This window comes from Geodermatophilus sp. SYSU D01045 (genome assembly GCF_054050295.1).
Map to the genome: position 1 here is coordinate 80,313 of NZ_JBJGZB010000018.1, position 23,521 is coordinate 103,833.

A 23,521-nucleotide genomic window follows, 5' to 3' on the forward strand; every position below is an offset into this window, starting at 1 on the left:
GCGACGGTACGTGCGGACACCGCGCTCCGCCAGGGGGTCCGGTCAGGGACCCGCAGGCTCCCGCGCGCCGACGTGCAACCGCAGCCGCGGCGGCACGACGCGTGCCTCCAGCCGGACCCGCCGCCCCCGGGCCAGCCACAGCCCGGCGACGGCGCCGGCCGCGGCGACGACCAGCCCGCCCAGGATCAGCCCCCACGGCGCGCCGAGGTGCTCGGAGGCCCAGCCGATGAGCGGGGCGCCCAGCGGCGTGCCGCCCATGAAGCACGTGAAGTAGAGGGCCATCACCCGCCCGCGCATCTGCGGGTCGGCGCCCAGCTGCACGAAGCTGTTGTTGGCCACGCTGAACACCAGGGCGGCCGCGCCGGTGGGCACCAGCAGGACGGCGAACGCCCAGAAGCCCGGCATCAGGCCGCAGGCCACGGTGAACAGCCCGAACACGACCGACGCGGTGACCAGGAACCGCTGCCGCGGGCGGGCGCTGCGGCGGGTGGACAGGAACGCGCCGGTCAGCGAGCCGACGGCGAACGTCGTCGACAGCAGGCCGAACGCCTCGGCGCCGAGGTCGAACACCTCGCGGGCCATGAGCGCGATGGTGACCTGGAAGTTGAACCCGAAGGTGCCGATCACGAACGCCAGCGCCATCGCCAGCCGCAGGTCCGGGCGCGACCAGGTGTAGGCCAGCCCCGCCCGCAGCTGCCCGCGGGCCCGCGCGACCGGCTCGCTGCGGCGCAGCTCCCCGGCCCGCATGAGCAGCAGCGCGCCGATGGTGAACGCGAAGCTGCCGGCGTTGACGAGGAACGCCGGCGCGGTGTCGCCGCCCGAGGCGCCGATGAGCAGCCCGGCCAGCGACGGGCCGACCAGCCGGGCGCCGTTGAAGATCGTCGAGTTGAGCCCGACCGCGTTGGCCAGCAGGTCGCCGCCGACCATCTCCGAGACGAACGCCTGGCGCACCGGGGCGTCGACCGCCGACACGCACCCCAGCGCGCCGGCCAGGACGAACACGTGCCAGAGCGCGACGGCGCCGGTGGCCACCAGCGTGCCGAGGCCCAGCGCGAGCAGGCCCATGAGCGCCTGGGTGAGGACGAGGACGCGGCGCTTGTCGTAGCGGTCGGCCAGCACCCCGCCGTACATGCTCAGCAGCAGGGTGGGGCCGAACTGCAGGGCGGTGATCAGGCCGAGCGCCACCCCGCTGTCGCCGGACAGCTGCAGCACCAGCCAGTCCTGGCCGATGCGCTGCATCCACGTGCCGGTCAGGCTGACCAGGTTCGCCGACGCGTAGAGCCGGAAGTTGTGCACCCGGAGGGACCGGAACGGGCTGCGTCCGCCGGCAGCCGGTCCCCCCGGGCTCGGTTCAGCAGGCGTCGACGTCACCCACCGGCGAGCTCCTCCATGATCTCCGCGGCCTCGCGCAGGGTCGCCCGCTGCTGCGGGGTGAGCCGCTGCAGCTGGCCCGACAGCCACGCCTCCCGGGCCCGGGCCTCCTCGGCCAGCAGCGTCTCGGCGGCCGGGGTCAGGTCGATGACTACCTGCCGGCCGTCGGTCGGGTGCGGCGTGCGGGTGACCAGGCCCATGCCCTCGAGCGCGACGACGACGCGGGTCATCGACGGCGGCTGCACCCGCTCGTGCGCGGCCAGCTCCCCCGGGCTCATCGCGCCGTGCCGCTGGAGCGTGGACAGCGCGGCGAGGTGGGTGAGGGTGACCGAGGTGTCGACCCGCTGGTTGCGCAGCCGGCGGGAGAAGCGCATGACCGCCAGCCGCAGGTCGTGGGCGAGCGCTGCGGTGTCCAGCGTCGACCGGGTCACGGGTCCAGACTACCGGTCGTTAGCGCCGCTCAGAACAGTTGCTGGAGTGGCTCCAGCGCGAAGTAGACGACGAACGCCAGCGCGATCACCCACATCAGCGGGTGCACCTCGCGGCGCCGGCCCACCGCCGTGCGCAGCAGGACGTAGCTGACCACGCCGGCGCCGATGCCGTTGGTGATCGAGTACGTGAACGGCATGAGCGCGATGGTGAGGAAGGCCGGGATGACCAGGGACATGTCGTCCCAGGTCAGCGTGCGGATCTGGCTGATCATCAGCGCGCCGACGATCACCAGCGCCGGGGCGGCGGCCTCCGAGGGCACGACCTGCACCAGCGGCGTGAAGAACATCGCCAGCAGGAACATCACGCCGGTGACGACGCTGGCCAGGCCGGTGCGGGCGCCGTCGGCCACGCCGGAGGCGCTCTCGATGTAGGTCGTGTTCGACGAGACGCTCGCCGCGCCGCCGGCCGCCGCGGCCACCGAGTCGACCAGCAGGACCGGCTGGGAGCCGGGCAGGTTGCGGTCCTCGTCCAGCAGGTCGCCCTCCGCGCCGACGGCGGTGACCGTGCCGACGGTGTCGAAGAAGTCGGCGATCATGATCGAGAAGACGATGAGCAGCGCGGCGACGACGCCGATCCGCTCGAACCCGCCGAACAGCGAGAACTGCCCGACGATCGACAGGTCGGGGGCGCTGATGACGTCGGCGGGGAGGGTGGGCACCTGCAGCGCCCAGCCGCGCGCGTCGAGCTCCTGGCCGTCGGGACCGACGCGCGGCCCGATCTCCGCGACCGCCTCGACCACGATGGCCAGCACGGTCGAGACCACGATGCCGATCAACAGCGCGCCGCGGACCTTCCGCACCACCAGGACGGCGGTGAGCAGCAGCCCGACGACGAACACCAGCAGCGGCCACCCGGCGAGCTGGCCGCCCACGCCGAAGCTGATCAGCGGCGAGCCGGGGCGGATCACCCCGGCGTCGGCCAGGCCGATGATCGTGAGGAAGAAGCCGATGCCGACCGCGATCGCCGTCTTCAGCTGCGGCGGGATCGCCTCGAACACCGCCCGCCGGAAGCCGGTGAGCACGAGGACGGTGATCAGCAGGCCCTCGAGCACGACCAGGCCCATGACCTCCGGCCAGGCCAGCTGGGTGGCGGCGAAGACCGCGACGATCGCGTTGATGCCGAGGCCCGTGGCCAGCGCGAACGGGTACCGGCCGACGACGCCCATGAGGACGGTGAGCGCCCCGGCGACCAGCGCGGTGACCGCGGCGACGGCCCCGAACGGCAGCGAGGCGCCCGTGACGTCGACCCCGGACAGGATGATCGGGTTGAGCACCACGATGTAGGCCATCGTGAAGAACGTGGTCAGCCCGCCGCGGACCTCGCGGCCGACCGTGCTGCGCCGCGCGCTGATGCCGAAGTAGCGGTCCAGCCCGTTGCGCGGCCGGACCTGCGGGCCGGCGCTGCGGCGCGGCCGGGGCGCCTCCACCGCGACGTCGGCCGGTGTGCCCCCCGTGGGGGTGTCGACGCGGGCTGCGCGGGCGCCGCGGGCGGGACGGGACTTCTCGGGCATGCGTGCTCCTGCGGACATGCGGCTGCCGGGCGGCGAGCCGCGACAGCGTGCCACACCGCACGCGCGCCTCCCCGCCGGTCTCCGGGGGACGACGCCTAGTGTCGGCCGTGTGTCCCGCCCCGCTGCACCCGGCCCCCTGAAGCAGGCCCCTCCCCCTCTACGCGTCGACACCGCCCGCGTCGTCCTCGCCCTGACGGCGCTGTGGGCGCTTGCCCTCGTCGTCCTGCTGCTCCTCGGCGACCGGGTGGACCGCGTGTGGACGTGGACCTGCGTGGCCGGGATCGTGCTGGCCGGAGTGGGGCTGGCGGTCATGCGCTGGCAGGGCCAGCTGGGGCCCCGCCGTTGACGGGCACGGCCGCTAGTCGGTGAGGACGTCGAACTCCGCGGTGTCGTAGCGCGCCGACGTCACGACCTCGGCCGGCTCCCCGCCGACGAGGGTGGCCTGGCTGTGCGCCCCGCAGCCGTAGTCGACGGCGACGACGCGACCGTCGGCGGGCGCGTACTCGTTGCCGCAGGCGCCGAGCAGGGTCCGCAGCGACCCGGCGAGCGGGAGGAAGAAGCCGCAGGTGCCGCACGGGCCCGGGGCCTGGCGGGCCATCGGCGCGCGCGGGCCGAAGTCCCCGGCCAGCCAGCGGGCGGCCGCGGCGCTGCGCCCCTCGCGGGACATGACCCGCTCCCGGCCCAGGCCGATCTCGCTCGCCAGCGCCTGCGCCTCGGGGTCGGCCGCGGCGTCGTCCTCGGCCGTGTAGGAGGGCACCAGCCGCGGGTCGTCCTCGGTGGCCGGCAGGACGTCGCCCACCGACAGGTCGCCCGGGCGCAGCCGCTCGTGCCAGGGCACCCAGGCCGGCGCCAGCAGCGCGGCGTCGCCGGGCAGGAGCACGACCTCGTCGACGGTGGCCCCGTCCTCGCCCGGGACGTGGGCGAGGGTGACCGCCCAGTGCCAGCCGACGTAGCCGGGCAGCCGGCTGGCGAACGAGTGCGTGACCACCTCGCCGAGGACGTCGGGGGGAGCCGCGGCGTCCCCGGGCCGCTCCGGGGACGCGCCCAGGTGCTCGCCGACCACCGCGGGGTCGCCGGCGGTCTCCTCGGCCGCGGCGCGGGCGAGGTCGACCGCGCCGGTCAGCACGTCGCTGGGGGCGGGATCGGGGGTCACGGCCCCCATGTTCCCAGACGGGGGTGCCGGCGACGCGCACGCGGGCAGCCCGCGTGATCACGCCCACCCCGGACTGCCAGGCAGGTGCGGCACCATGGGGACGTGCCGTCGTCGCGTCCGCCCGGGTCCCGCCGGGGCCCGCTGCGCCGGTCGCGACCGGAGCCGGTCCCGCCCGAGCGCCTGGACACCACCCCGCTGGACCTGCCCCGCCGGGCAACGCAGCCGCAGGCCGCAGCACCCCCGCCCGGGTACGGCCCGCCGACCGCCCCGGCGCCGCCCGGCTACGGCCCCCCGCCGCAGGCGCTGCCGCCCGGCTACGCCCCCCCGCCGGTCCCGCCGCCCGGCGAGCCGCCGGCGGCGCCGCAGGCGCCGCCGCGGGTGACCGTCACCCGGGTCGCCGTCGCGCGCACCCGCGAGCTCACCGGCGCGGCCGTCGCCCGGGTGCGCGCCGCCAGCCGGGCCGACGGCGCCGCCGAGAGCGGCCTCACCCACCTACTGTGGGTCAACGCCCTGCACATGGCCGGCGACGCGATGGTCGCCGTCTCGCTCGCCGGCACCCTGTTCTTCGCCGCGGCCGCCGACGCGCAGCGCGGCAACGTCGCGCTGTACCTGCTGGTCACGATGGCGCCGTTCGCGGTGGTCGCCCCGGTGGTCGGCCCGCTGCTGGACCGGCTGCAGCGCGGCCGCCGCTGGGCCCTCGGCGCGGCCTCGCTGGGCCGGGCGGCGCTGGCGCTGGTCATGGCCGCGCACCAGACCGACTGGCTGCTCTACCCCGCGGCGCTCGGCGTGCTGGTGCTGTCCAAGGCGCACAACGTGCTGCGCGCCGCCGTCGTCCCCCGGGTGCTGCCCGGGGCCATGTCGCTCACCTCGGCCAACGCCCGGCTGTCGGTGTTCGGCCTGGTCACCGCCGGCGTCTTCGGCGGCATCGGCGCGGGGCTCGCCTGGGCGTTCGGCTTCGAGCCGCTGCTGTGGGTGACCGCCGCGGTCTTCGCCGTCACCGCGGTGCTCGCCGTCCGGCTGCCCCGGCACGTCGACGTCCCCGCCGGCGAGCAGCCGGCCGACGTGCTCAGCACCGGCCCGGTGCCCGTCGCCGGCCGCCGGCGGCGCCCGGTCAACCCCCACGTGGTGCTCGCGCTGCGCGCCAACGCGGCGCTGCGCGGGCTCGGCGGCTTCCTGACGATCTTCTCCGCGTTCCTCGTGCAGGCCACCGTCGACGGCGGGTGGGAGGCCAGCCTCGCGCTGGGCGCCATCGCCGGCGCGGCCGGGGCGGGCAGCGTGCTCGGCACCGGCATCGGGTCGCGGCTGCACCACGCCGACCCCGACCGGGTGGTCGTCTGGTCGGCCGGCGTCGCCGCCGCGGTCACCGTGCTCGCCGCGGTGTTCTTCGGGCTGGCCACCGCGGCCGCCGTCGCCGGGGTCGCGGCGGTCGCCAACGCCCTCGGCAAGGTCGCCCTCGACGCGATCATCCAGCGCGAGGTGCCCGAGGGCCTGCGCGCCTCGGCGTTCGCCCGCTCCGAGACCGTCCTGCAGCTGGCCTGGGTCCTCGGCGGCGCGCTCGGCATCGCGCTGCCGCCGATCGGCTGGCTCGGCTTCACCGTGGCCGCGGCCCTGCTCGTGCTCGCCGTCGGACTGGTGCTGTGGACACCGCGCCGCCGCCGGTGGGCGCCGGTCGACCCGAACGCCCCCACCGTCCCGGGCGCCGTCCCCGCCGCGCCCGACGCCCCGACCGTGCCGGAGGCACCCCGCCCGTGAGGACCCCCACCCGCGCCGCCGCAGTCCTGCTGGCCGGCGCGCTCCCCGCCGTGCTGACCGGGTGCGGCGGCTCGTCCGGCTCGTCGGACACCCCGCCCGAGGTCACGGTGACCGCCGGGCCGCAGGAGGTCACCGCCCGGCCGAGCCAGTACTGCGGGTCCGGCCAGGGGCAGCGCTACGACGTCTCGCCGCCGGTGGTCGAGGTCTCCCCCGACACCCCGATCGCGCTCACCGTGCCCGACGACGTCGCCGCGAACGGCTGGAGCGTGCAGGTGTTCGACGAGCGCCTCGAGGAGCGGCTCGGCGAGGTGGACGTCGACGCGGGCACGACCACGTTCGACGGGATCAACAGCTCCGACGTCGTCCCGCCGGCGTACTACCTCGTCGTCGTCGAGGACGAGCACGACGACTGCCTGCTCACCGGCTCCTGGCCGATCGGCTTCCTGCGCGCCGGCGGGGACGTCGGCACGACGCCCACCACGACGCCCACCACGACGCCCCCGCCGACGCCCGCCGGCTGACGGTCAGGCCTCGAGGTCCCCGGCGACCGCCCGCAGCACCGCCGCGACCTTGCGCGACTCGGCGCGGTCGGGGTGCCGGCCGCGGCGCAGGGAGTTCGAGACGTCGTCGAGCAGCTTGATGAGGTCCTCGATGATCGGGACCAGCTCGTCGGGCTTCTTCCGCCGCGCCTCGGCCACCTTGGCCGCCACCGAGGGCAGCGGGTCGAGGACCCGCACCTGCAGCGCCTGGTCGCCCCGGCGGCCGGCGACGATGCCGAACTCCACCCGCTGGCCCGGCTTGAGCTCGGCGGTGCCCGTGGGGAGGGCGTCCTTGTGCACGAAGACGTCGGGCCCGTCCTCGCGCGAGAGGAAGCCGAAGCCCTTCTCGGGGTTGAACCACTTGACTCTGCCGGTGGGCACGTTGATCCCTCGGGTCGCTTCTGCTCGCGGGTGTCCCGGCGCGGGGCCGGCGGACGGCGGCGCGGGCGCACCGCTCGCTGCCAGGTTAGCCGTCCCGCGCACCTAGATTGGCCGGGTGCCGCCCGCGTCCGAGTCCGCCGCGCACCCGGTTCCCCCGCACCCGGACTACCGGTTCACCCTCGCCAACGAACGCACCCTGCTGGCCTGGCTGCGCACCGGGCTGGCGCTGGTCGCCGGCGGGGTGGCGGTGGCGGCGTACGTGCCCCGGCTGGGGGCGTCCTGGGGCGGCGGCGCGGTCGGCCTGGCGCTCGTGGCGACCGGGCTCGGCACCGCGCTGGCCGGCTACCGACGGTGGCGGCGCAACGAGCGGGCGATCGCCACCGACGCCCCGCTGAGCGTCGGTCCCGAGGTCCCGGTGCTGGTCGCGCTGGTCACGGCGGTGGTGCTGCTGGTGGCGGTGCTGCTGGTCGTCGAGGTCGCCTGATGACCGCACCGGAGACCCAGCCGCAGCGCACCGTCCTCTCCTGGCAGCGCACCGGGCTGGGCCTGCTCGGCGTCGCCGCGGTGCTCGGCTCGCATGCCGTGCTCGACGAGCGGGTGCTGCCCCTGGCCCTCGCGGCCGCGGTGGCGCTCACCGGCCTCGGCGTCCTCGGTGTCCTCGCGCGCCGGCGGGCCCGCGCGCTCGCCCGGACCCCCGGGCCGGCGCCGGCCGCGGCCGCGGTGGTCACCGTCGCCGTCGTCGCGACGGCGCTGGCGGCCGCCGCGACCCTGCTCAGCCGCTGACCACCTCGGGATCGACGACGCCGAGCCGGCCGAGCAGGTCGAGGAACACGACGGCGAAGTCGTTGCCGGCGACCTCCCGCCGGACGGACGGCCAGTCGACCTGCTCGCGCAGCGCCCGGGCCACCGGCAGGAGGCGCGCGAAGTCGCAGTAGTGCTCGTCGAGCGTCATCAGCTTGGTGACCAGGATGTCGGTGGCCGCGAGCACCGGCATGTGCACCGACAGCACGGAGAGGTCCTCGGCGCGGTCGATGAGGTCGGTCTCCACCGGTTTGCCGCAGGTGCGCCAGAGGACGTCGACGAACGAGTTGCCCTGCACGACCTTGGTCAGCCAGTCCTCGGCCGGGTCCTCCACCTGCAGGCCGGCGTCGGCGAGCACCTTGGCCGCCCGCTCGGCCTCGGCCGCGGGAACGAGGAAGTCGGCGTCGTGGTCGGGCTCGGGGGCGCCGCGCACGAACGCGGCGTAGCCGCCGCACAGGGCGAAGGGCACCCCGCCCTCCTTGAGGGCCACGGCGGTGCGCTTGAGGAGGTCACGGATCTCGTCGCGGTCGGAGGGCAGCACGGGGTGCGTCTACCCGGCGCCCGGCCGGTCACGCACGGTTGAGTCCCGCCCGCGAGGGCACGGGAGTCCCGTGCGCATCGCGACCTTCAACATCCTGCACGGGCGCTCGCCCGAGGACGACCGGGTCGACGTCGACCGGCTGGCCTCGGCGGTCAAGACGCTGGACGCCGACGTCCTGGCGCTGCAGGAGGTCGACCGCGACCAGCCCCGCTCGATGAACGCCGACCTCACCGCGGTGGCCGCCGAGGCGATGGGCGCGGTCGACCAGCAGTTCGTGGCGGCGCTGTCGGGGACCCCCGGCGGCACGTGGATGGCGGCCACCGGCGACGAGCAGCCCGGTGCGGCCAGCTACGGCGTCGCGCTGCTGTCGCGCTACCCGGTGGTGTCCTGGCGGGTGGTGCGGATGCCGACGCTGCGCGGGCGGGTGCCGGTGTGGTTCCGTGGCGCGCGCCGGCCGCAGCTGGTCAGCGAGGAGCCGCGGGTCGCCGTCGCCGCCGTCATCGACGGGCCGACCGGGCAGTTCACCGTCACCTGCACGCACCTGTCGTTCGTGCCGTACTGGAACACCGTCCAGCTGCGCGGGCTGGTGCGGTCGCTGCGCGGGACGCGCGAGCCGCTGCTGGTCCTCGGCGACCTCAACATGGAGCCGCCCAAGGCCGCCCGGGTCAGCGGGCTGCGGCCGCTGGCCGCGGGGCTGACCTTCCCCGCCGACGTCCCGGTCCGGCAGCTGGACCACGTGCTGGCCCGCGGGCCGGTGACCGCCACCGGCCCGGCCGAGGTGGTGCGGCTGCCGCTGTCGGACCACCGCGCGCTGGTGGTGCCGTGCGCGGTCGGGTGAGGCGGTTGGCGTCGTGACAGCGACGGGTGTCACGATCAGCCCATGGCTGCGTCCGACGTCGGCACCCGCGCCTTCACCCTGGTCGCCTCGGCGGTGCGACTGGTCGCCTCGCTCGTGGCGGTGGTGATCGTGCTCCACGCGGTGTTCACCTTCTTCGAGGCGAACCCGGCGAACACGCTGGTCTCGGCCGCCGCGGACGTGCGCCGGGACCTCGGCTGGTTCACCGTCGACCTGTTCCGGCCGTCGGACCCGCGCACCGGCGAGACGGTCAACGCCGCGATCGCCGCGCTGGTCTGGGTCGTCGTCGGCAACCTGGTGTCCAAGCTGCTGGTGAAGCTCGCGCCCTAGGACCCCGTTCGATCGGCAGGTGGCCCCGTCCCGGGTCCCGTCCTGAGCCTGCGGAGGATGGGGAGGACGGGGTCCTTCGTCTAGGCGTTCCGGACCGCGGCGGCCGCCTCCAGGCCCAGCTCCTCCACCGAGACCTCGCGCATCTCGACCTTGCGGACCTTGCCGGTCACCGTCATCGGGAAGCCCTCGACGACCTTGACGTAGCGGGGCACCTTGTAGTGCGCCAGCTTCCCGGCGCAGAACTCGCGCAGCGCCTCGGGCGTGAGCGGCTCGGCGCCCTCGCGCAGCCGGACCCAGGCCATGAGCTCCTCGCCGTACCGCTCGTCGGGGACGCCGATCACCTGCGCGTCGACGACGTCGGGGTGGGTGTAGAGGAACTCCTCGACCTCCCGCGGGTACACGTTCTCCCCGCCGCGGATGACCATGTCCTTGATCCGGCCGACGATGTTGAGGTAGCCGGCCTCGTCCATGACGGCGAGGTCGCCGGTGTGCATCCAGCGGGCGGCGTCGATGACCTCGGCGGTCTTCTCCGGCTCGCCCCAGTAGCCGAGCATCACCGAGTAGCCGCGGGTGCAGAACTCCCCCGGCGTCCCGCGCGGCACGGTGGTGCCGGTCTCGGCGTCGACGACCTTGACCTCGAGGTGCGGGTGCACCCGGCCGACGGTCGAGGTGCGGCGGTCGAGGTCGTCGTCGGCGCCGGTCTGGGTGGAGACCGGGGAGGTCTCGGTCATGCCGTAGCAGATGGTCACCTCGGTCATGCCCATCTCGGCGACCACCCGCTTCATCACCTCCACCGGGCACGGCGAGCCGGCCATGATCCCGGTGCGCAGGCTGGAGAGGTCGTAGGTGCCGAAGTCCGGCAGCGCCAGCTCGGCGATGAACATCGTCGGGACGCCGTACAGCGAGGTGCACCGCTCGTCCTGCACCGCCCGCAGCGTGGCCGCCGGGTCGAAGGCGGGCGCGGGGATGACCATCGTCGCGCCGTGGCTGGTGGCCCCGAGGTTGCCCATGCCCATGCCGAAGCAGTGGTAGTAGGGCACCGGGATGCAGATCCGGTCGGCCTCGGTGTAGCCGCAGCCCTCGCCCACGAAGAACCCGTTGTTGAGCAGGTTGTGGTGGGACAGCGTGGCGCCCTTGGGGAAGCCGGTGGTCCCCGACGTGTACTGGATGTTGATCGGGTCGTCGGGCGAGAGCTCGGCGGCGCGCTCGCTCAGCAGTGCGCGGTCGGCGGCGCGGCCGGTGGCCAGCAGCCGCTCCCACTCCGGGTCGCCGAGGAAGACGACCTCGCGCAGGTCGGGGCAGTCGTCGCGGACCTCGGCCACCATGGCCCGGTAGTCGCTGGTCTTGAACTCCGGCGCGGCGACCAGCACGGAGATGCCGGCCTGGCGCAGCACGTAGGCCAGCTCGTGCGTGCGGTACGCCGGGTTGATGTTGACCAGGATCGCGCCGAGCTTGGCGGTGCCGTACTGGACGAACACCCACTCGGCGCAGTTGGGCGCCCAGATGCCGACCCGGTCGCCCTTCTGCACGCCGAGGGCGTCGAGGCCGAGGGCGCAGGCGTCGACGTCGGCGACCAGCTGCGGGTACGTCCAGCGCCGGCCGGTGGCGCACTCGACGAGCGCCTCGTGGTCGCCCACCCGCGCTGCCGTCCGGTCGAGGTCCGCACCGATCGTGTCCCCGAGGAGGGGGACGGTGGAGGTGCCGCTGGCGTAGGACGGCAGCGCGGGGGTGGTCACGGCCGCCGGTTCTCGGGCAGCTGGACCCCGGCCCGGTTGGGCTTGTCGGTGGGGTGGGCGTAGCGGATGCGGTCCGGCGGGAGCGGGAAGCTGTGGTCCTCGCCGAACGGCGACAGCGGGCCGGCCATCTCCCCGAGGAACTCGGTGACCGGCGGGCCGGCGTTCTCCGACTGGCCCCAGGTCGGCTCCACCAGGTGGGCGTGCTTCTCGTTGCGCTTGGCCATCTCGCCTCCGTGTCCGGTGCGCTCCCTCGGGGGGCGCACGTGCGGCGTCATTCTCGCGTGTCCCTGGTCCTACCCGCAGCAGCCCGGTCCGCGTCACCCCCGATCGCGGGGAGCGCGGCGGGCGGACCGGGCGCCGTAGAGGGTGGGCAGCCCCTCGGCGGTGAGCACCCACTGCCCCGGGCCGACCGGCGCGAGCCGGACCTCGCCGCCGTCGAGCCCCTGCACCTGGCGGGTGCGCCAGACCGAGGTGCTCGCCAGCGTCAGCCGCACCGGCTCGTGGGTGGGGTCCCACTCGTCGTAGCCCTCGGGCTCGAAGGCCACGATCGCCGGCCCGGCGATCCGCAGCAGCCCGCGCTGCCAGGCGACGGCGGCCAGCGCCCGCCGCCAGCGCAGGGCGCGGGCCATCGCGCCCAGGCCCGCGCCGGCGGCGACCAGGCCGACGACGACCAGGGCGACGACGACCGTCCCGGCCAGCGGCACCGGGCGGCCGCGGTCCTCCGCGACGGCGACGACGACCGCGCCGAGCAGCACGGCCAGGACGACGGCGATCAGCCCGCCCACCAGCCAGCGCAGCGCGCCGGCCCGGTAGCCCTCCAGGGCGGTCCGGGTGTGCGGGTCGTCGGCGGCCGGCTGCACGGCGTCCATGCTGGCAGGACCGGCCGCCGGGGCGGCACGGTCGGGGGCGGACGTAACGTGGTCCGGATGCCTGCCGACCGCCCCGCCACGCTGGCCGCGTGGCTGCGCACCCGCAGCGACGCCCAGCTCGGGGCGCTGCTGGCCGCGCGGCCCGACGTGGCCCGGCCCGCGCCCTCCGACGTCGTCGCGCTGGCCGGCCGGCTGGCGGTGCCCGTGTCGGTGGACCGCGCCCTCGACGAGCTCGATGCCGCCACCCTGCAGGTGCTGGACGTCGTGCTGCTCGCCCCCACCGACGGCGCGGCGGCCGCCGACGTCGTCGCGGCGCTGCCCGGGCTGCCCGAGGACGTCGTCGACGCGGCGATCGAGCGGCTGACCACCCGGGCGCTGCTGTGGGGCGACGAGGTCCTGCACGCCCCCGACCAGGTGCGCCGCGCCGTCCGGTACCCCGCGGGCCTCGGCCGCCGGGCCGTCGAGCTGCGGGTGACCCTGCCCGCCGACCTGGCCGCCGCCGTCGGCGGGCTGGCCCCCAGCGAGCGCGAGGTGCTCGAGCGGCTGGCCGGCGACCGCCCGGTCGGGCACCTGCCCGAGACCGGCGGCGGCGCGGCGTCCCCCGCCCGGCGGCTGCTGCAGGCCGGGCTGCTGGCCCGCATCGACGCGCTCAACGTCGAGCTGCCGCGCGAGATCGGCCTGCTGCTGCGCGGGGACCTCCCCTACGGCCCGCCGCGGCTGCGCCCGGAGCCCGCCGCCGTGGAGCGGGACCCCGCCGCGGTCGACCGGCAGGCGGCCGGGGCGGCGCTGGAGGCGGTCGGGCGGGTCGGCGAGCTGCTGGCGGTGCTCGAGGAGGAGCCGGCCGGGCTGCTGCGCAGCGGCGGGGTCGCCGTCCGCGACCGCAAGCGGCTGGCCAGGGCGCTGTCGGTGTCCGAGACCGACGCCGGGTGGCTGCTGGAGCTGGCCTTCGCCGCGGGGCTGCTCGACGTCGGCGGGCCGCACCGCGACGAGTGGCTGCCCACCCGCGGCTACGACCTGTGGCGCGAGCAGCCGCTGCCCGACCGGTGGGCGGCGCTGGTCGCGGGCTGGCTGGACAGCACCCGGCTGCCCTCCCTGGTCGGGTCGCGGGACGTGGCGGGCAAGGCGGTCAACGCGCTGTCGCCCGACCTGGTCCGGCACACCGCCCCGGCGATCCGCCGCTCGGCGCTGGCCGCGCTGCTGGACGCCCCGCCCGGCTGCGGCCTGGCGCCCGACGACCTCGTCGCACTGCTGCGCTGGCGGACCCCGCGGCGCGCCGACCGGCTCGCGCCGGTGCCCGACATGCTCGCCGAGGCCGCGCGGGTCGGCGTCCTGGTGGGCGGGGTGCTGTCCTCCGGCGGGCGCGGCCTGCTGACCCGCGGCGAGGAGGGCGCCGCCGACGGGGTCCAGGGGCTGCTGCCCGAGCCGGTCGACCACGTGCTCGCCCAGCCCGACCTCACCCTCGTCGCGCCGGGCCCGCTGGTGGCCGACCTCGCCGACACCCTCGCCGTCGTCGCCGACGTCGAGTCCTCCGGCGGGGCGACGGTGTTCCGGGTGTCGGAGTCCTCGGTGCGCCGGGCGCTGGACGCCGGGTGGTCGGCCACCGACCTGCACGAGTTCTTCACCCGCGCCTCGCGGACGCCGGTGCCGCAGGCGCTGCGGTACCTGGTCGACGACGTGGCGCGCCAGCACGGCCGGCTGCGGGTCGGCGCGATCGAGTGCTACGTCCGCTCCGACGACCACGGGCTGCTGTCCCAGGTGCTCGGCGACCGGCGGACGACGGGTGCCGAGCTGCGCCGGCTGGCCCCGGGTGTGCTGGTCAGCGGGCTGGGCGCCGACGAGGTGCTCACCGTGCTGCGGGCCGCCGGGTACGCCCCGGCCGGGGAGTCGCCGGGCGGCGCGGTGCTCACCCGCCCGCCGGCCCGGCCCCGCGCCGCCGGCCGCCGTCCCGGGCCGCCGCCCTCGGCCGCCGGGCGCCCGCTGACGCCGGCCGAGGCGGAGGCGACCGTCCGCGAGATCCGCGCCGGCGACGCCGCGCTCGCCGCCCGGCCCACCGCCCCCGTCCGGCAGGTCCCCGGGGTGACCACCGCGGGCACGCTGGAGCTGCTGTCCCGCGCCGTCCGCGAGGGCGTCCCCGTGTGGCTGGGCTACGTCGACGCCCAGGGCAGCGGCAGCCAGCGCGTGGTGCAGCCGGTGTCACTGGCCGGTGGTTTCCTCCAGGGGTGGGACGAGCGCCGGCAGGAGAACCGCACCTTCGCGGTGCACCGGATCACCTCGGTGGCGCTGGTCGACGAGGAAGCCCCGGCCGCCGGCAACGGTTGACCTGACAGACGCCCACCCGCCGAGGAGAGGCCACCCATCCCCGTGAACGACGGACCCCTCATCGTCCAGTCGGACAAGACGCTGCTGCTCGAGGTCGACCACCCGGCGGCCCGCGAGTGCCGCGCGGCCATCGCGCCGTTCGCCGAGCTCGAGCGCTCGCCCGAGCACGTGCACACCTACCGGGTCACCCCGCTGGCGCTGTGGAACGCCCGCGCCGCCGGGCACGACGCCGAGCAGGTCGTGGACGCGCTGGTGCGCTACTCGCGCTACCCGGTGCCGCACGCGCTGCTGGTCGACGTCGCCGACACGATGGACCGCTTCGGCCGGCTGACGCTGGTCAACAACCCGGTGCACGGGCTGGTGCTCACCACCACCGACCGCGCGGTGCTGGAGGAGGTCATCCGCTCCAAGCGGGTGGCGCCGATGCTCGGGGCGCGGATCGACCCCGACACCGTCGTGGTGCACCCCTCCGAGCGCGGGCGGCTCAAGCAGGCGCTGCTCAAGGTGGGCTGGCCGGCCGAGGACCTCGCCGGCTACGTCGACGGGCAGGCGCACCCGATCGAGCTGGCGCAGGACGGCTGGCACCTGCGCGACTACCAGCAGGAGGCCGTCGACGGGTTCTGGGCCGGCGGCTCGGGCGTCGTCGTCCTCCCCTGCGGCGCGGGCAAGACGCTGGTCGGCGCCGCGGCGATGGCCCAGGCCCGGGCGACCACGCTGATCCTGGTGACCAACACCGTCTCCGGGCGGCAGTGGAAGCGCGAGCTGCTGGCCCGCACCACGCTGACCGAGGACGAGATCGGCGAGTACTCGGGCGAGCGCAAGGAGATCCGCCCGGTCACCATCGCCACCTACCAGGTGATGACCACCCGCCGGAAGGGCGAGTACCGGCACCTGGACCTGTTCGACGCCCAGGACTGGGGCCTCATCGTCTACGACGAGGTGCACCTGCTGCCCGCGCCGATCTTCCGGCTCACCGCCGACCTGCAGTCCCGCCGCCGGCTCGGGCTGACCGCGACGCTGGTGCGCGAGGACGGGCGGGAGGACGACGTCTTCTCGCTCATCGGGCCCAAGCGCTACGACGCGCCGTGGAAGGACATCGAGTCGCAGGGCTACATCGCTCCGGCCGAGTGCATCGAGGTGCGGGTGGGTCTCGACGACGAGGAGCGGATGACCTACGCGGTCGCCGAGCCCGAGGAGCGGTACCGGATCGCGGCCACGGCGTCGTCGAAGCTGCCGGTGATCCGGCGGGTGCTCGAGCGGCACCCCGACGAGCAGAAGCTGGTCATCGGGGCCTACCTCGACCAGCTCGAGGAGCTCGGGCGGGCGCTGGACGCCCCGGTGATCCAGGGGTCGACCACCAACCGCGAGCGGGAGAAGCTCTTCGACGCGTTCCGCGCCGGGGAGGTCAAGACGCTCGTCGTGTCGAAGGTCGCCAACTTCTCCATCGACCTGCCCGAGGCCGCGGTCGCCGTCCAGGTGTCGGGGACCTTCGGGTCGCGGCAGGAGGAGGCGCAGCGGCTGGGCCGGGTGCTGCGGCCCAAGGCCGACGGCCGGCAGGCGCACTTCTACACGGTGGTCAGCCGCGACACCCTCGACGCCGAGTACGCCGCCCACCGGCAGCGCTTCCTCGCCGAGCAGGGCTACGCGTACACGATCGTCGACGCCGCCGACCTGGCCGGCCCCGGCGAGGTCAACGGCCCCGACTGGGTCGACGAGCCCGCCGACTGAGTTCCGTCGCCCGCGGCCCCCTGGTCCCCGTGACCCGGGGGCCGCGGTCGTCCGCCGGGCAGGATGCGCCCGTGGCCGGTGAACGGGACCTCGGGCGGCTGCTGGCCGGCATGGCGCCGCGACGCGCGCCGGGGACGTACGTCTTCACGACCGTCCCCGGCCCCGGGCTGCCGGCCGGACCGGCGCCGTTCGCCACCGTGCGGGAGGACGAGGGCCTGACGCTGGTCCTGCTCCGCGTGGACGCCGACCGGGCCGGGCTGGCGTACGGGTTCCTCGCCGCCCGGGTGACGCTGCACGTGCACTCGGACCTCGCCGCCGTGGGGCTGACCGCGGCGGTGAGCACGGCGCTGGCGGACGCCGGGATCAGCTGCAACGTGGTGGCCGGGTACCACCACGACCACCTGTTCGTCCCCGTCGACGACGCCGACCGCGCGCTCGCGGTGCTGGAGGGCCTGACCTCCCAGGGGTGGTGGCCGTTCTCACCAGCCGGGGCGGCCGGGGTGTGCGACCGTGGAGGCGGGTCCGCAGCGGGCCCCCGGACGAGCGGCGCCGTACCCGGACAGCGACAAGACGGCGTCCTCGGGAGTCGTCGTGTCCTGGTTCGTCCTCGTCCTGTCCGGTGCCCTCGAGGCGGTGTGGGCCACTGCGCTCGGCCGCACGGAGGGCCTCACCCGGCTCGCGCCGACCGTCGTGTTCGTCCTCGGCCTGGTCGGCAGCATGCTCGGCCTCGCCTGGGCGATGCGCACCCTGCCCGTCGGGACGGCGTACGCGGTCTGGGTGGGCATCGGCGCGGCCCTGACCGCCGGCTACGCCATGGCGTCGGGCGAGGAGCCGCTGTCCGCGCTGCGGGTGCTGCTCCTGCTCGGCATCGTCGGCTGCGTGATCGGGCTCAAGCTCACGCACTGAGCCCCGCCCTCTGACAGGGACGCCGGGATGCCCCGTCAGGGCCGGTGGTTGCGGCGGCGGATGGTGATGATCCCGGCGACGACCAGCAGCAACGGGAGGATCACGCCCCACATGAGCCAGCCGTTCATCCGTTGCCCCTCTCGGTCGTCCGCGAGAACGACACCGCCCTGGTGCACCTGCTCGTGACCCCCAGCCTGGGCCGGACCCGGGCGCGCAGGCGTCACCCCACGAGGACGAAGGGTGCGCTCAAGCCGACCGGAGCCCGTGGGCTCCGGCTCAGTAGGGCGGTGGGGTGGTGACGGCGGTGAGGCCGGTGGGTGTGGTGACGGTGAGGATGCCGTCGGGCGCCAGGTGGTGGCGCCAGCCGGGTGCCTGGTGCTTGCCGCGGTGGTGGCAGGCGCAGTAGCCGGCCAGGTCGTTCACGGAAGCGAAGAACAGCCCCCGCATCATCCGGAACCAGGCGGCCCGCGACGGCGGTTTGCCACGCCGAGCGCACCGGGCACCGAGCCCGCCATGGACGCCGACATCAGGCTGCGAGTGGACGGCGAGCTCCACGAGCTCACCGTGGACACGCGCACCACGCTGCTCGACCTGCTCCGCGAGCGGCTGGGCAACACCAGCCCGAAGAAGGGCTGCGACCACGGCCAGTGCGGCGCCTGCACCGTGCTCCTCGACGGCGAGCGGGCCCTGCTCTGCCTCGCGCTCGCCGTCGCCCACGACGGTGCGGAGATCACCACGGCGGACGGCCTGGCGCCCGAGGGGGAGCTGCACCCGGTCCAGCAGGCCTTCCTCGACCACGACGCCTTCCAGTGCGGCTACTGCACGCCAGGCCAGGTGTGCAGCGCGGTCGGCGTGCTCAGCGAGGTCGACCGGGGCTGGCCCAGCCACGCCACCGGCGACCTCACCGCCGACCCCGAGCTGACCACCGACGAGGTCAGCGAGCGGATGAGTGGCAACCTCTGCCGCTGCGCCGCCTACGCCCACATCACCCCCGCCGTGCAGCAGGCCGGCGGCGCGCGGTGAAGCCCTTCGCCTACGCCCGGCCCGGGGACGTCGCCGGGGCCGTCCGCGAGGTCGCCGCGGAGCCGAACGCCGTCTTCCTCGGCGGCGGCACCAACCTCGTCGACCACCTCAAGCTCGGCGTCGCCCGGCCCGACCTCGTCGTCGACGTCCGGACGCTCACCTCCCGCGAGATCACCGACACCGACGACGGCGGCCTGCTCGTCGGCGCCGCCGTCACCAACAGCGAGCTGGCCGCCGACCGGCGGGTCCGCGAGCGCTGGCCGGTGCTCACCCAGGCGCTGCTCGCCGGCGCGAACGGGCAGCTGCGCAACCTCGCCACGGTCGGCGGCAACCCGCTGCAGCGCACCCGGTGCGTCTACTTCCAAGACGTCACCACCGCGTGCAACAAGCGCGAGCCGGGGAGCGGCTGCGCCGCGATCGGCGGCTACACCCGCTACCACGCGATCCTCGGCGCGAGTGACCACTGCATCGCCACCCACCCCTCGGACATGGCCGTGGCGCTGACCGCCCTCGACGCCGTCGTCCACACCGAGGGGCCCGGAGGCGCGCGCACCATCCCCTTCGGTGAGCTGCACCGGCTCCCCGGCGACGACCCGTCCCGCGACACCGTCCTCGAGCACGGCGAGCTGGTCACCGCGATCGAGCTGCCGCCGCTGGAGACGGCGCGCAGGTCCACCTACCGCAAGGTCCGCGACCGCGCCTCCTACGCCTTCGCCCTGGTCAGCGTGGCGGCCGCGGTCGACCTCGCCGACGACGGCACGGTCCGCGACGCCCGCATCGCCCTCGGCGGCGTGGCGCACAAGCCGTGGCGGGCCACCCGCGCCGAGGAGGCTCTGCGGGGGCAGCAGGCCACCGACGACGCCGCCCGCGCGGCCGCCGAGGCCGAGCTGACCGACGCCGTCCCGCAGCCGGGCATCGACGGCGGCAACGCGTTCAAGCTCCCGCTGGTCGCGCGCACGCTCGCCGCCGCCCTGCGGGTCCTCACAGGCCGGGAGGGCTGACCGATGACCGAGCTGCTCGAACCGCGCGCCATCGGCCACGACCTGGTCCGCCGCGACGGCGTGCAGAAGGTCCGCGGGACGGCGACCTACGCCTACGAGACGCCCGTCGACACCCCCGCCTTCGCCCACCCGGTCACCGCCACGGTGGCGCGCGGCCGGATCACCGCCGTCGACACGGGCGCCGCCGAGGCGCTCGACGGCGTCCTCGCGGTCCTCACCCACGAGAACGCCGAGCGGCTGGCCTCCACCGACGACGCCGAGCTCGCCGTCCTGCAGTCCCCCGACGTCGCCTTCCGCGGCCAGCCGATCGGCGTCGTCGTCGCGGAGACCTCGGAGGTTGCCCGGCAGGCCGCCGACCTCGTGCGGGTCACCTACGACGAGCAGCCGCACGACAGCGCCCTCGCCGCCGACCGCGACGACCTCTACGCGCCCGATGAGGTCAACCCGTCCTACGACACGGACACCGTCCAGGGCGACGTCGACGCCGAGCTCGCTGCCAGCGCGGTCCGGGTCGAGCAGACCTACGCGACGGCGATGGTGCACAACAACCCGCTGGAGCCGCACGCCTCGACCGCGCTCTGGGACGCCGCCGGCAGCGGGAAGCTCACCCTGTGGGACTCCACGCAGGGCGTGCACCCCGACCGGGCGGCGGTCTGCGAGGTGTTCGGGCTCGGGCAGGAGCAGGTGCAGGTCGTCTGCCCGTACGTCGGCGGCGGGTTCGGCTCGAAGGGCACCCCGCACGCCAACGTCGTCCTGGTGACCCTGGCCGCCCGCGCGGTGCCCGGGCGCGCGGTCAAGCTGGCCCTCACCCGCCAGCAGATGTTCACGATGGCCGGCTACCGGACGCCCACCATCCAGCGGATGCAGCTCGGCGCCGACCGCGACGGCCGCATCCGCGCGCTGGCCCTCGACGTCGTCGAGCAGACCTCGCGGATCAAGGAGTTCGCCGAACAGACCGGCGTCCCGGCCCGGATGATGTACACCGCCGCCGCCCGGCGGACGACGCACCGGCTGGCCGCCCTCGACGTCCCCGTGCCCTCCTGGTTCCGCGCGCCCGGCGAGTGCCCCGGCATGTTCGGCCCCGAGGTCGCCATGGACGAGCTGGCGCACGAGCTCGGCATCGACCCGGTGGAGCTGCGGGTCCGCAACGAGCCCGAGCAGGACCCCGAGACCGGCCAACCGTGGTCGAGCCGGCACCTGGTCGAGTGCCTGCGCGAGGGCGCCGAGCGGTTCGGCTGGGCGGACCGGGACCCGCGCCCCGGCGTCCGGCACGAGGACGGCTGGCTGGTCGGCACCGGCGTCGCGTCGTCGGTCTACCCGACCATGCGGCAGGCGCAGTCGACGGCGACCGTCCGGCGCGAGGACGGCCGGTACGTCGTCGAGATCGGCGCCGCCGACCTCGGCACCGGTGCCTGGACGGTGCTGCCGCAGATCGCCGCGGACGCGCTCGACGTCGACGTCGACGACGTCGAGGTGCGCATCGGCGACACCCGCTACCCGATCGCCTCGGTGGCCGGTGGCTCCTCGGGGACGAACACGTGGGGCTCGGCGATCGTCGAGGCGGCGCGGGAGTTCCGCGGCAAGTTCGGCCCGCGGCCCGAGGAGGGCGACGAGGCGCAGGGCTCGGTGGACCAGGCCGCCAAGGACCAGGAACACGCCACCTACGCGTTCGGTGCGCAGTTCGTCGAGGCGCGGGTGCACGCCGACACCGGCGAGGTGCGGGTGCCGCGGCTGCTCGGCGTCTTCGCCTGCGGCCGGATCGTCAACCCGCGCACCGCCCGCTCGCAGTTCGTCGGCGGCATGACCATGGGGCTGTCGATGGCGCTGCACGAGAACAGCGCCTGGGACACCCGCATCGGCCAGGTCGCCAACCACGACCTCGCCGAGTACCACGTCACGGTCAACGCCGACGTCGGCGACGTGCAGGCGCACTGGATCGACGAGCACGACCCGTACGTCAACGCGATGGGCAGCAAGGGCATCGGCGAGATCGGCATCGTCGGAACGGCGGCCGCGGTCGTCAACGCCGTCTTCCACGCCACCGGCGTCCGGGTGCGGCACCTGCCGGTGACCCTGGACAAGCTGCTGCCGGGGCTGCCCTGAGCCGCGGGGCGGACGAGGCCGGCGGGACGCGCCGGACCAGTCCGTTCCCGATGTGAGGCCTGCCACGCCGCACCGGTCGCCGCGGACGAAACCGCAGCTCAGACGCGTGCCGGGTGTCGCGTATACGACGGCCGCGGGCGGGCGCGCGGGAGGTGGCCGGTTGGGCGTGTCCTCCCGCGCGCAGGCAGGATGGGCCGCGAGATGGCGAGTGCAGCACGGGCGGGGGCGGTCGCCCCGCAGACGACCAGCCGACCGCTCCGGGCCTGGCAGCAGGCGGCGCTCGAGCGCTACGAGGAGTCCTCCCCCAAGGACTTCCTGGTCACCGCGACCCCGGGCGCCGGCAAGACCACCTTCGCGCTGACGCTGGCCTCGCGGCTGCTGCAGCGGCGCGAGGTCGCCCGCGTGATCGTGGTCTGCCCGACCGACCACCTGCGGATGCAGTGGGCCGACGCCGCCGACCGGATGGGCATCGTCCTCGACCCGGGCCTGACCAACGCCGTCGGCCCCGTGCGCGCCGGCACCCAGGGCTACGTGACGACGTACGCGCAGGTCGCGGGCAAGCCGATGCTGCACGCCGCGCGCGCCACCGCCGTCAAGACGCTGGTGATCCTCGACGAGGTGCACCACGCCGGCGACGGCCTGTCCTGGGGCGAGGCGATCGAGGAGGCCTACGGATTCGCCGCCCGCCGGCTGTGCCTGACCGGGACGCCGTTCCGCACCAAGCCGGACGAGCGGATCCCCTTCGTGCGCTACGAGGAGGACGGCTTCGAGGGCGACGCCGGGGAGGCCGGCGCCGGGCTGGTCAGCCGCGCCGACTACACCTACGGCTACAAGGAGGCGCTGGCCGACAACGTCGTCCGCCCGGTCGTCTTCGCCGCCTACACCGGCACCTCGCGCTGGCGGAACTCGGCCGGCGAGGTCGTGGCCGCGTCGCTGTCGGAGGCCGGCACACGCTCGGTGGAGATGGCCGCCTGGCGCACCGCGCTGGACCCCAAGGGCCAGTGGGTGCCGCACGTCGTCGCCGCCATGGACGACCGGATCACCCAGCTGCGCGAGCACGGCGGCATGCCCGACGCCGCCGGGCTGATCCTCGCCAGCGACCAGGACGACGCCCGCGCCTACGCCCGCATCGTCAAGCGGATCACCGGCAAGGCGCCCGAGCTGATCCTGTCCGACGACCCCAAGGCGTCGAAGAAGATCGAGCGCTTCTCGACCGGGTCCGCGCGGATCGCCGTCTGCGTGCGGATGATCTCCGAGGGCGTCGACGTCCCGCGCGCCGCCGTCCTCGCGTGGATGACCTCCTACCGGACGCCGCTGTTCTTCGCCCAGGCCGTCGGCCGGGTCGTCCGCTCCCGGGCGTCGCACGAGACGGCGACGGTGTTCCTCCCCGCGGTGCGGCCGCTGCTGTCGCTGGCGGCGTCCATGGAGAAGGAACGCAACCACGTCATGCCGCCGCCGAAGGCCAAGGACCCCGAGGCGCTCGACCTCGACCCGCTGCCGCCCGAGGAGCGCGAGGCGGTCGGCCTGAAGCAGTGGGAGGCGCTGGAGGCCGAGGCCCGCTTCGCGCACGTGCTGCACGGCGGGACGGCGCACACCGGCGAGGGGGCCGGCGCGGTTGCCGTCGCGCCGGAGGACGAGGAGTTCCTCGGCATCCCCGGCCTGCTCACCGCCGAGCAGACGGCGTCGCTGCTGGCCAAGCGCGACGACGAGCTGCGGCTGCGGATCGCCCAGCGCGTGCACGAGGAGGACACCGGCGAGCTGCCGATCGTCCAGGACCACCCCGACGAGGACGACGCCGGCCGCGGCTGGCGCGACGTCGCCGAGCTGCGGCGGGAGATCAACCGCCTGGTCAGCCGGGTGTCGGCGAAGACGTCGACGCCGCACGCCGTGGTGCACACGCAGCTGCGCCAGCACGTGCCGGGGCCGCCGTCGGCCTCGGCGCCGGTCGAGGTCCTGCGCGCCCGCCGCGAGCGCCTGCGCACGATGCTCTGAGGCGGTCGCCCCCGCGGTGGGGGGGGGGGGGGGGGGGGGGGGGGGGGGGGGGGGGGGGGGGGGGGGGGGGGGGCGGGCGGTGCGGGGGGGGGGGGGGGGTGCGGGGGGGGGCGGGCCC

25 protein-coding genes, 1 pseudogene and 1 riboswitch are annotated in these 23,521 nt (G+C 75.6%); of the genes and pseudogenes, 15 read left to right on the top strand and 11 right to left on the bottom strand.

The genetic code is table 11. From position 1 onward, the window contains the following. Positions 1-42: 42 nt before the first annotated feature. From ACI798_RS16210 to ACI798_RS16220, 3 genes are read right to left on the bottom strand one after another with little or no spacing between them, the layout of a single operon-like run. Complete coding sequence (locus tag ACI798_RS16210; protein WP_457048388.1) at positions 43-1,371, bottom strand: MFS transporter; 1,329 nt, start codon at positions 1,369-1,371, stop codon at positions 43-45. Next, positions 1,368-1,802 carry a MarR family winged helix-turn-helix transcriptional regulator gene (locus tag ACI798_RS16215; RefSeq protein WP_456941819.1) on the bottom strand — a complete coding sequence of 145 codons (435 nt, stop codon included), beginning with the start codon at positions 1,800-1,802 and terminating at the stop codon, positions 1,368-1,370. Before ACI798_RS16215 ends, ACI798_RS16210 begins: the two co-directional genes overlap by 4 nt. Positions 1,803-1,831: 29 nt before the next feature. Further along, a complete protein-coding gene (locus ACI798_RS16220; RefSeq protein ID WP_457048389.1) occupies positions 1,832-3,373 on the bottom strand; it encodes an NCS2 family permease in 1,542 nt (513 codons plus the stop codon). A 109-nt stretch (positions 3,374-3,482) separates the two neighbouring features. Here ACI798_RS16220 and ACI798_RS16225 point away from each other — a divergent pair, with 109 nt between their 5' ends. After that, entirely contained in the window at positions 3,483-3,719 is a 237-nt protein-coding gene (locus ACI798_RS16225) for a DUF2530 domain-containing protein (protein ID WP_456941821.1), read from the top strand. A gap of 12 nt (positions 3,720-3,731) precedes the next feature. Here ACI798_RS16225 and ACI798_RS16230 read toward each other — a convergent pair whose 3' ends face one another. Then, a complete protein-coding gene (locus ACI798_RS16230) occupies positions 3,732-4,535 on the bottom strand; it encodes a DUF3027 domain-containing protein (protein ID WP_457048390.1) in 804 nt (267 codons plus the stop codon). Positions 4,536-4,628: 93 nt separating this feature from the next. Here ACI798_RS16230 and ACI798_RS16235 point away from each other — a divergent pair, with 93 nt between their 5' ends. Further along, positions 4,629-6,278: an MFS transporter gene (locus tag ACI798_RS16235; protein WP_457048391.1), complete on the top strand. Its 1,650-nt coding sequence runs from the start codon at positions 4,629-4,631 to the stop codon at positions 6,276-6,278. Further along, positions 6,275-6,799, top strand: a complete 525-nt coding sequence (locus ACI798_RS16240) for a DUF2771 family protein (protein ID WP_457048392.1) — start codon at positions 6,275-6,277, stop codon at positions 6,797-6,799. The genes ACI798_RS16235 and ACI798_RS16240 overlap by 4 nt, the downstream gene beginning before the upstream one ends. Before the next feature lie 3 nt (positions 6,800-6,802). Here the strand turns inward: ACI798_RS16240 and ACI798_RS16245 are convergent, their stop codons facing one another. Continuing rightward, positions 6,803-7,198, bottom strand: a complete 396-nt coding sequence (locus ACI798_RS16245) for a cold-shock protein (protein ID WP_456901690.1) — start codon at positions 7,196-7,198, stop codon at positions 6,803-6,805. 115 nt (positions 7,199-7,313) lie between these two features. Here ACI798_RS16245 and ACI798_RS16250 point away from each other — a divergent pair, with 115 nt between their 5' ends. Further along, complete coding sequence (locus ACI798_RS16250; protein WP_457048393.1) at positions 7,314-7,682, top strand: YidH family protein; 369 nt, start codon at positions 7,314-7,316, stop codon at positions 7,680-7,682. Further along, positions 7,682-7,981, top strand: a complete 300-nt coding sequence (locus ACI798_RS16255; protein ID WP_456941826.1) for a DUF202 domain-containing protein — start codon at positions 7,682-7,684, stop codon at positions 7,979-7,981. The genes ACI798_RS16250 and ACI798_RS16255 overlap by 1 nt, the downstream gene beginning before the upstream one ends. Here ACI798_RS16255 and ACI798_RS16260 read toward each other — a convergent pair. Further along, on the bottom strand, positions 7,971-8,540 hold the full coding sequence (locus tag ACI798_RS16260; protein WP_456941827.1) for a nucleotidyltransferase family protein: 570 nt from the start codon (positions 8,538-8,540) through the stop codon (positions 7,971-7,973). The two genes, ACI798_RS16255 and ACI798_RS16260, sit on opposite strands and share 11 nt — an antisense overlap. A gap of 70 nt (positions 8,541-8,610) precedes the next feature. On the opposite strand from ACI798_RS16260, the gene ACI798_RS16265 reads away from it, so the two are divergent. Next, entirely contained in the window at positions 8,611-9,378 is a 768-nt protein-coding gene (locus ACI798_RS16265) for an endonuclease/exonuclease/phosphatase family protein (protein ID WP_457048394.1), read from the top strand. Positions 9,379-9,420: 42 nt separating this feature from the next. Further along, entirely contained in the window at positions 9,421-9,726 is a 306-nt protein-coding gene (locus ACI798_RS16270) for a hypothetical protein (protein ID WP_457048395.1), read from the top strand. A gap of 80 nt (positions 9,727-9,806) precedes the next feature. On the opposite strand, the gene ACI798_RS16275 is transcribed toward ACI798_RS16270, so the two are convergent. From ACI798_RS16275 to ACI798_RS16285, 3 genes are all read right to left on the bottom strand, one after another. Further along, positions 9,807-11,462 carry an AMP-binding protein gene (locus tag ACI798_RS16275; RefSeq protein ID WP_457048396.1) on the bottom strand — a complete coding sequence of 552 codons (1,656 nt, stop codon included), beginning with the start codon at positions 11,460-11,462 and terminating at the stop codon, positions 9,807-9,809. Further along, entirely contained in the window at positions 11,459-11,686 is a 228-nt protein-coding gene (locus ACI798_RS16280) for a hypothetical protein (protein ID WP_387988018.1), read from the bottom strand. The genes ACI798_RS16275 and ACI798_RS16280 overlap by 4 nt, the downstream gene beginning before the upstream one ends. Before the next feature lie 93 nt (positions 11,687-11,779). Continuing rightward, positions 11,780-12,331, bottom strand: a complete 552-nt coding sequence (locus ACI798_RS16285) for a hypothetical protein (protein ID WP_456941831.1) — start codon at positions 12,329-12,331, stop codon at positions 11,780-11,782. 57 nt (positions 12,332-12,388) lie between these two features. On the opposite strand from ACI798_RS16285, the gene ACI798_RS16290 reads away from it, so the two are divergent. The 4 genes and pseudogenes from ACI798_RS16290 (at position 12,389) to ACI798_RS16305 (ending at position 17,284) form a co-directional block, all read left to right on the top strand. After that, positions 12,389-14,650: a helicase-associated domain-containing protein gene (locus tag ACI798_RS16290; protein WP_457048397.1), complete on the top strand. Its 2,262-nt coding sequence runs from the start codon at positions 12,389-12,391 to the stop codon at positions 14,648-14,650. A gap of 42 nt (positions 14,651-14,692) precedes the next feature. Then, the gene (locus tag ACI798_RS16295) at positions 14,693-16,378 is read left to right on the top strand and encodes a DNA repair helicase XPB (protein ID WP_457048398.1); all 1,686 of its coding nucleotides are present in this window, start codon (positions 14,693-14,695) and stop codon (positions 16,376-16,378) included. Between the two features lie 71 nt (positions 16,379-16,449). Next, positions 16,450-16,815 (top strand): annotated as a pseudogene (locus tag ACI798_RS16300) (ACT domain-containing protein); the annotation flags it as partial. 78 nt (positions 16,816-16,893) lie between these two features. Then, a riboswitch (guanidine-III (ykkC-III) riboswitch) is annotated at positions 16,894-16,958 on the top strand. An 11-nt stretch (positions 16,959-16,969) separates the two neighbouring features. Then, a complete protein-coding gene (locus tag ACI798_RS16305; protein WP_456941834.1) occupies positions 16,970-17,284 on the top strand; it encodes a DMT family transporter in 315 nt (104 codons plus the stop codon). A gap of 35 nt (positions 17,285-17,319) precedes the next feature. On the opposite strand, the gene ACI798_RS16310 is transcribed toward ACI798_RS16305, so the two are convergent. Both ACI798_RS16310 and ACI798_RS16315 read right to left on the bottom strand, forming a co-directional pair. After that, positions 17,320-17,412, bottom strand: a complete 93-nt coding sequence (locus ACI798_RS16310; RefSeq protein ID WP_456941835.1) for an LPXTG cell wall anchor domain-containing protein — start codon at positions 17,410-17,412, stop codon at positions 17,320-17,322. A gap of 148 nt (positions 17,413-17,560) precedes the next feature. After that, positions 17,561-17,707 (bottom strand): hypothetical protein, encoded by a 147-nt coding sequence (locus ACI798_RS16315; protein ID WP_456941836.1) that lies wholly within the window; start codon positions 17,705-17,707, stop codon positions 17,561-17,563. A gap of 90 nt (positions 17,708-17,797) precedes the next feature. Between ACI798_RS16315 and ACI798_RS16320 the strand changes: the two genes are divergently transcribed. The 4 genes from ACI798_RS16320 (at position 17,798) to ACI798_RS16335 (ending at position 23,403) form a co-directional block, all read left to right on the top strand. Next, positions 17,798-18,307 (top strand): 2Fe-2S iron-sulfur cluster-binding protein, encoded by a 510-nt coding sequence (locus ACI798_RS16320; protein WP_456941837.1) that lies wholly within the window; start codon positions 17,798-17,800, stop codon positions 18,305-18,307. Then, positions 18,304-19,308, top strand: a complete 1,005-nt coding sequence (locus ACI798_RS16325; RefSeq protein WP_457048399.1) for an FAD binding domain-containing protein — start codon at positions 18,304-18,306, stop codon at positions 19,306-19,308. The genes ACI798_RS16320 and ACI798_RS16325 overlap by 4 nt, the downstream gene beginning before the upstream one ends. A gap of 3 nt (positions 19,309-19,311) precedes the next feature. Then, entirely contained in the window at positions 19,312-21,411 is a 2,100-nt protein-coding gene (locus tag ACI798_RS16330; RefSeq protein WP_456941839.1) for a xanthine dehydrogenase family protein molybdopterin-binding subunit, read from the top strand. 201 nt (positions 21,412-21,612) lie between these two features. After that, positions 21,613-23,403 carry a DEAD/DEAH box helicase gene (locus ACI798_RS16335; protein WP_456941840.1) on the top strand — a complete coding sequence of 597 codons (1,791 nt, stop codon included), beginning with the start codon at positions 21,613-21,615 and terminating at the stop codon, positions 23,401-23,403. The last annotated feature ends 118 nt before the right edge of the window (positions 23,404-23,521 follow it).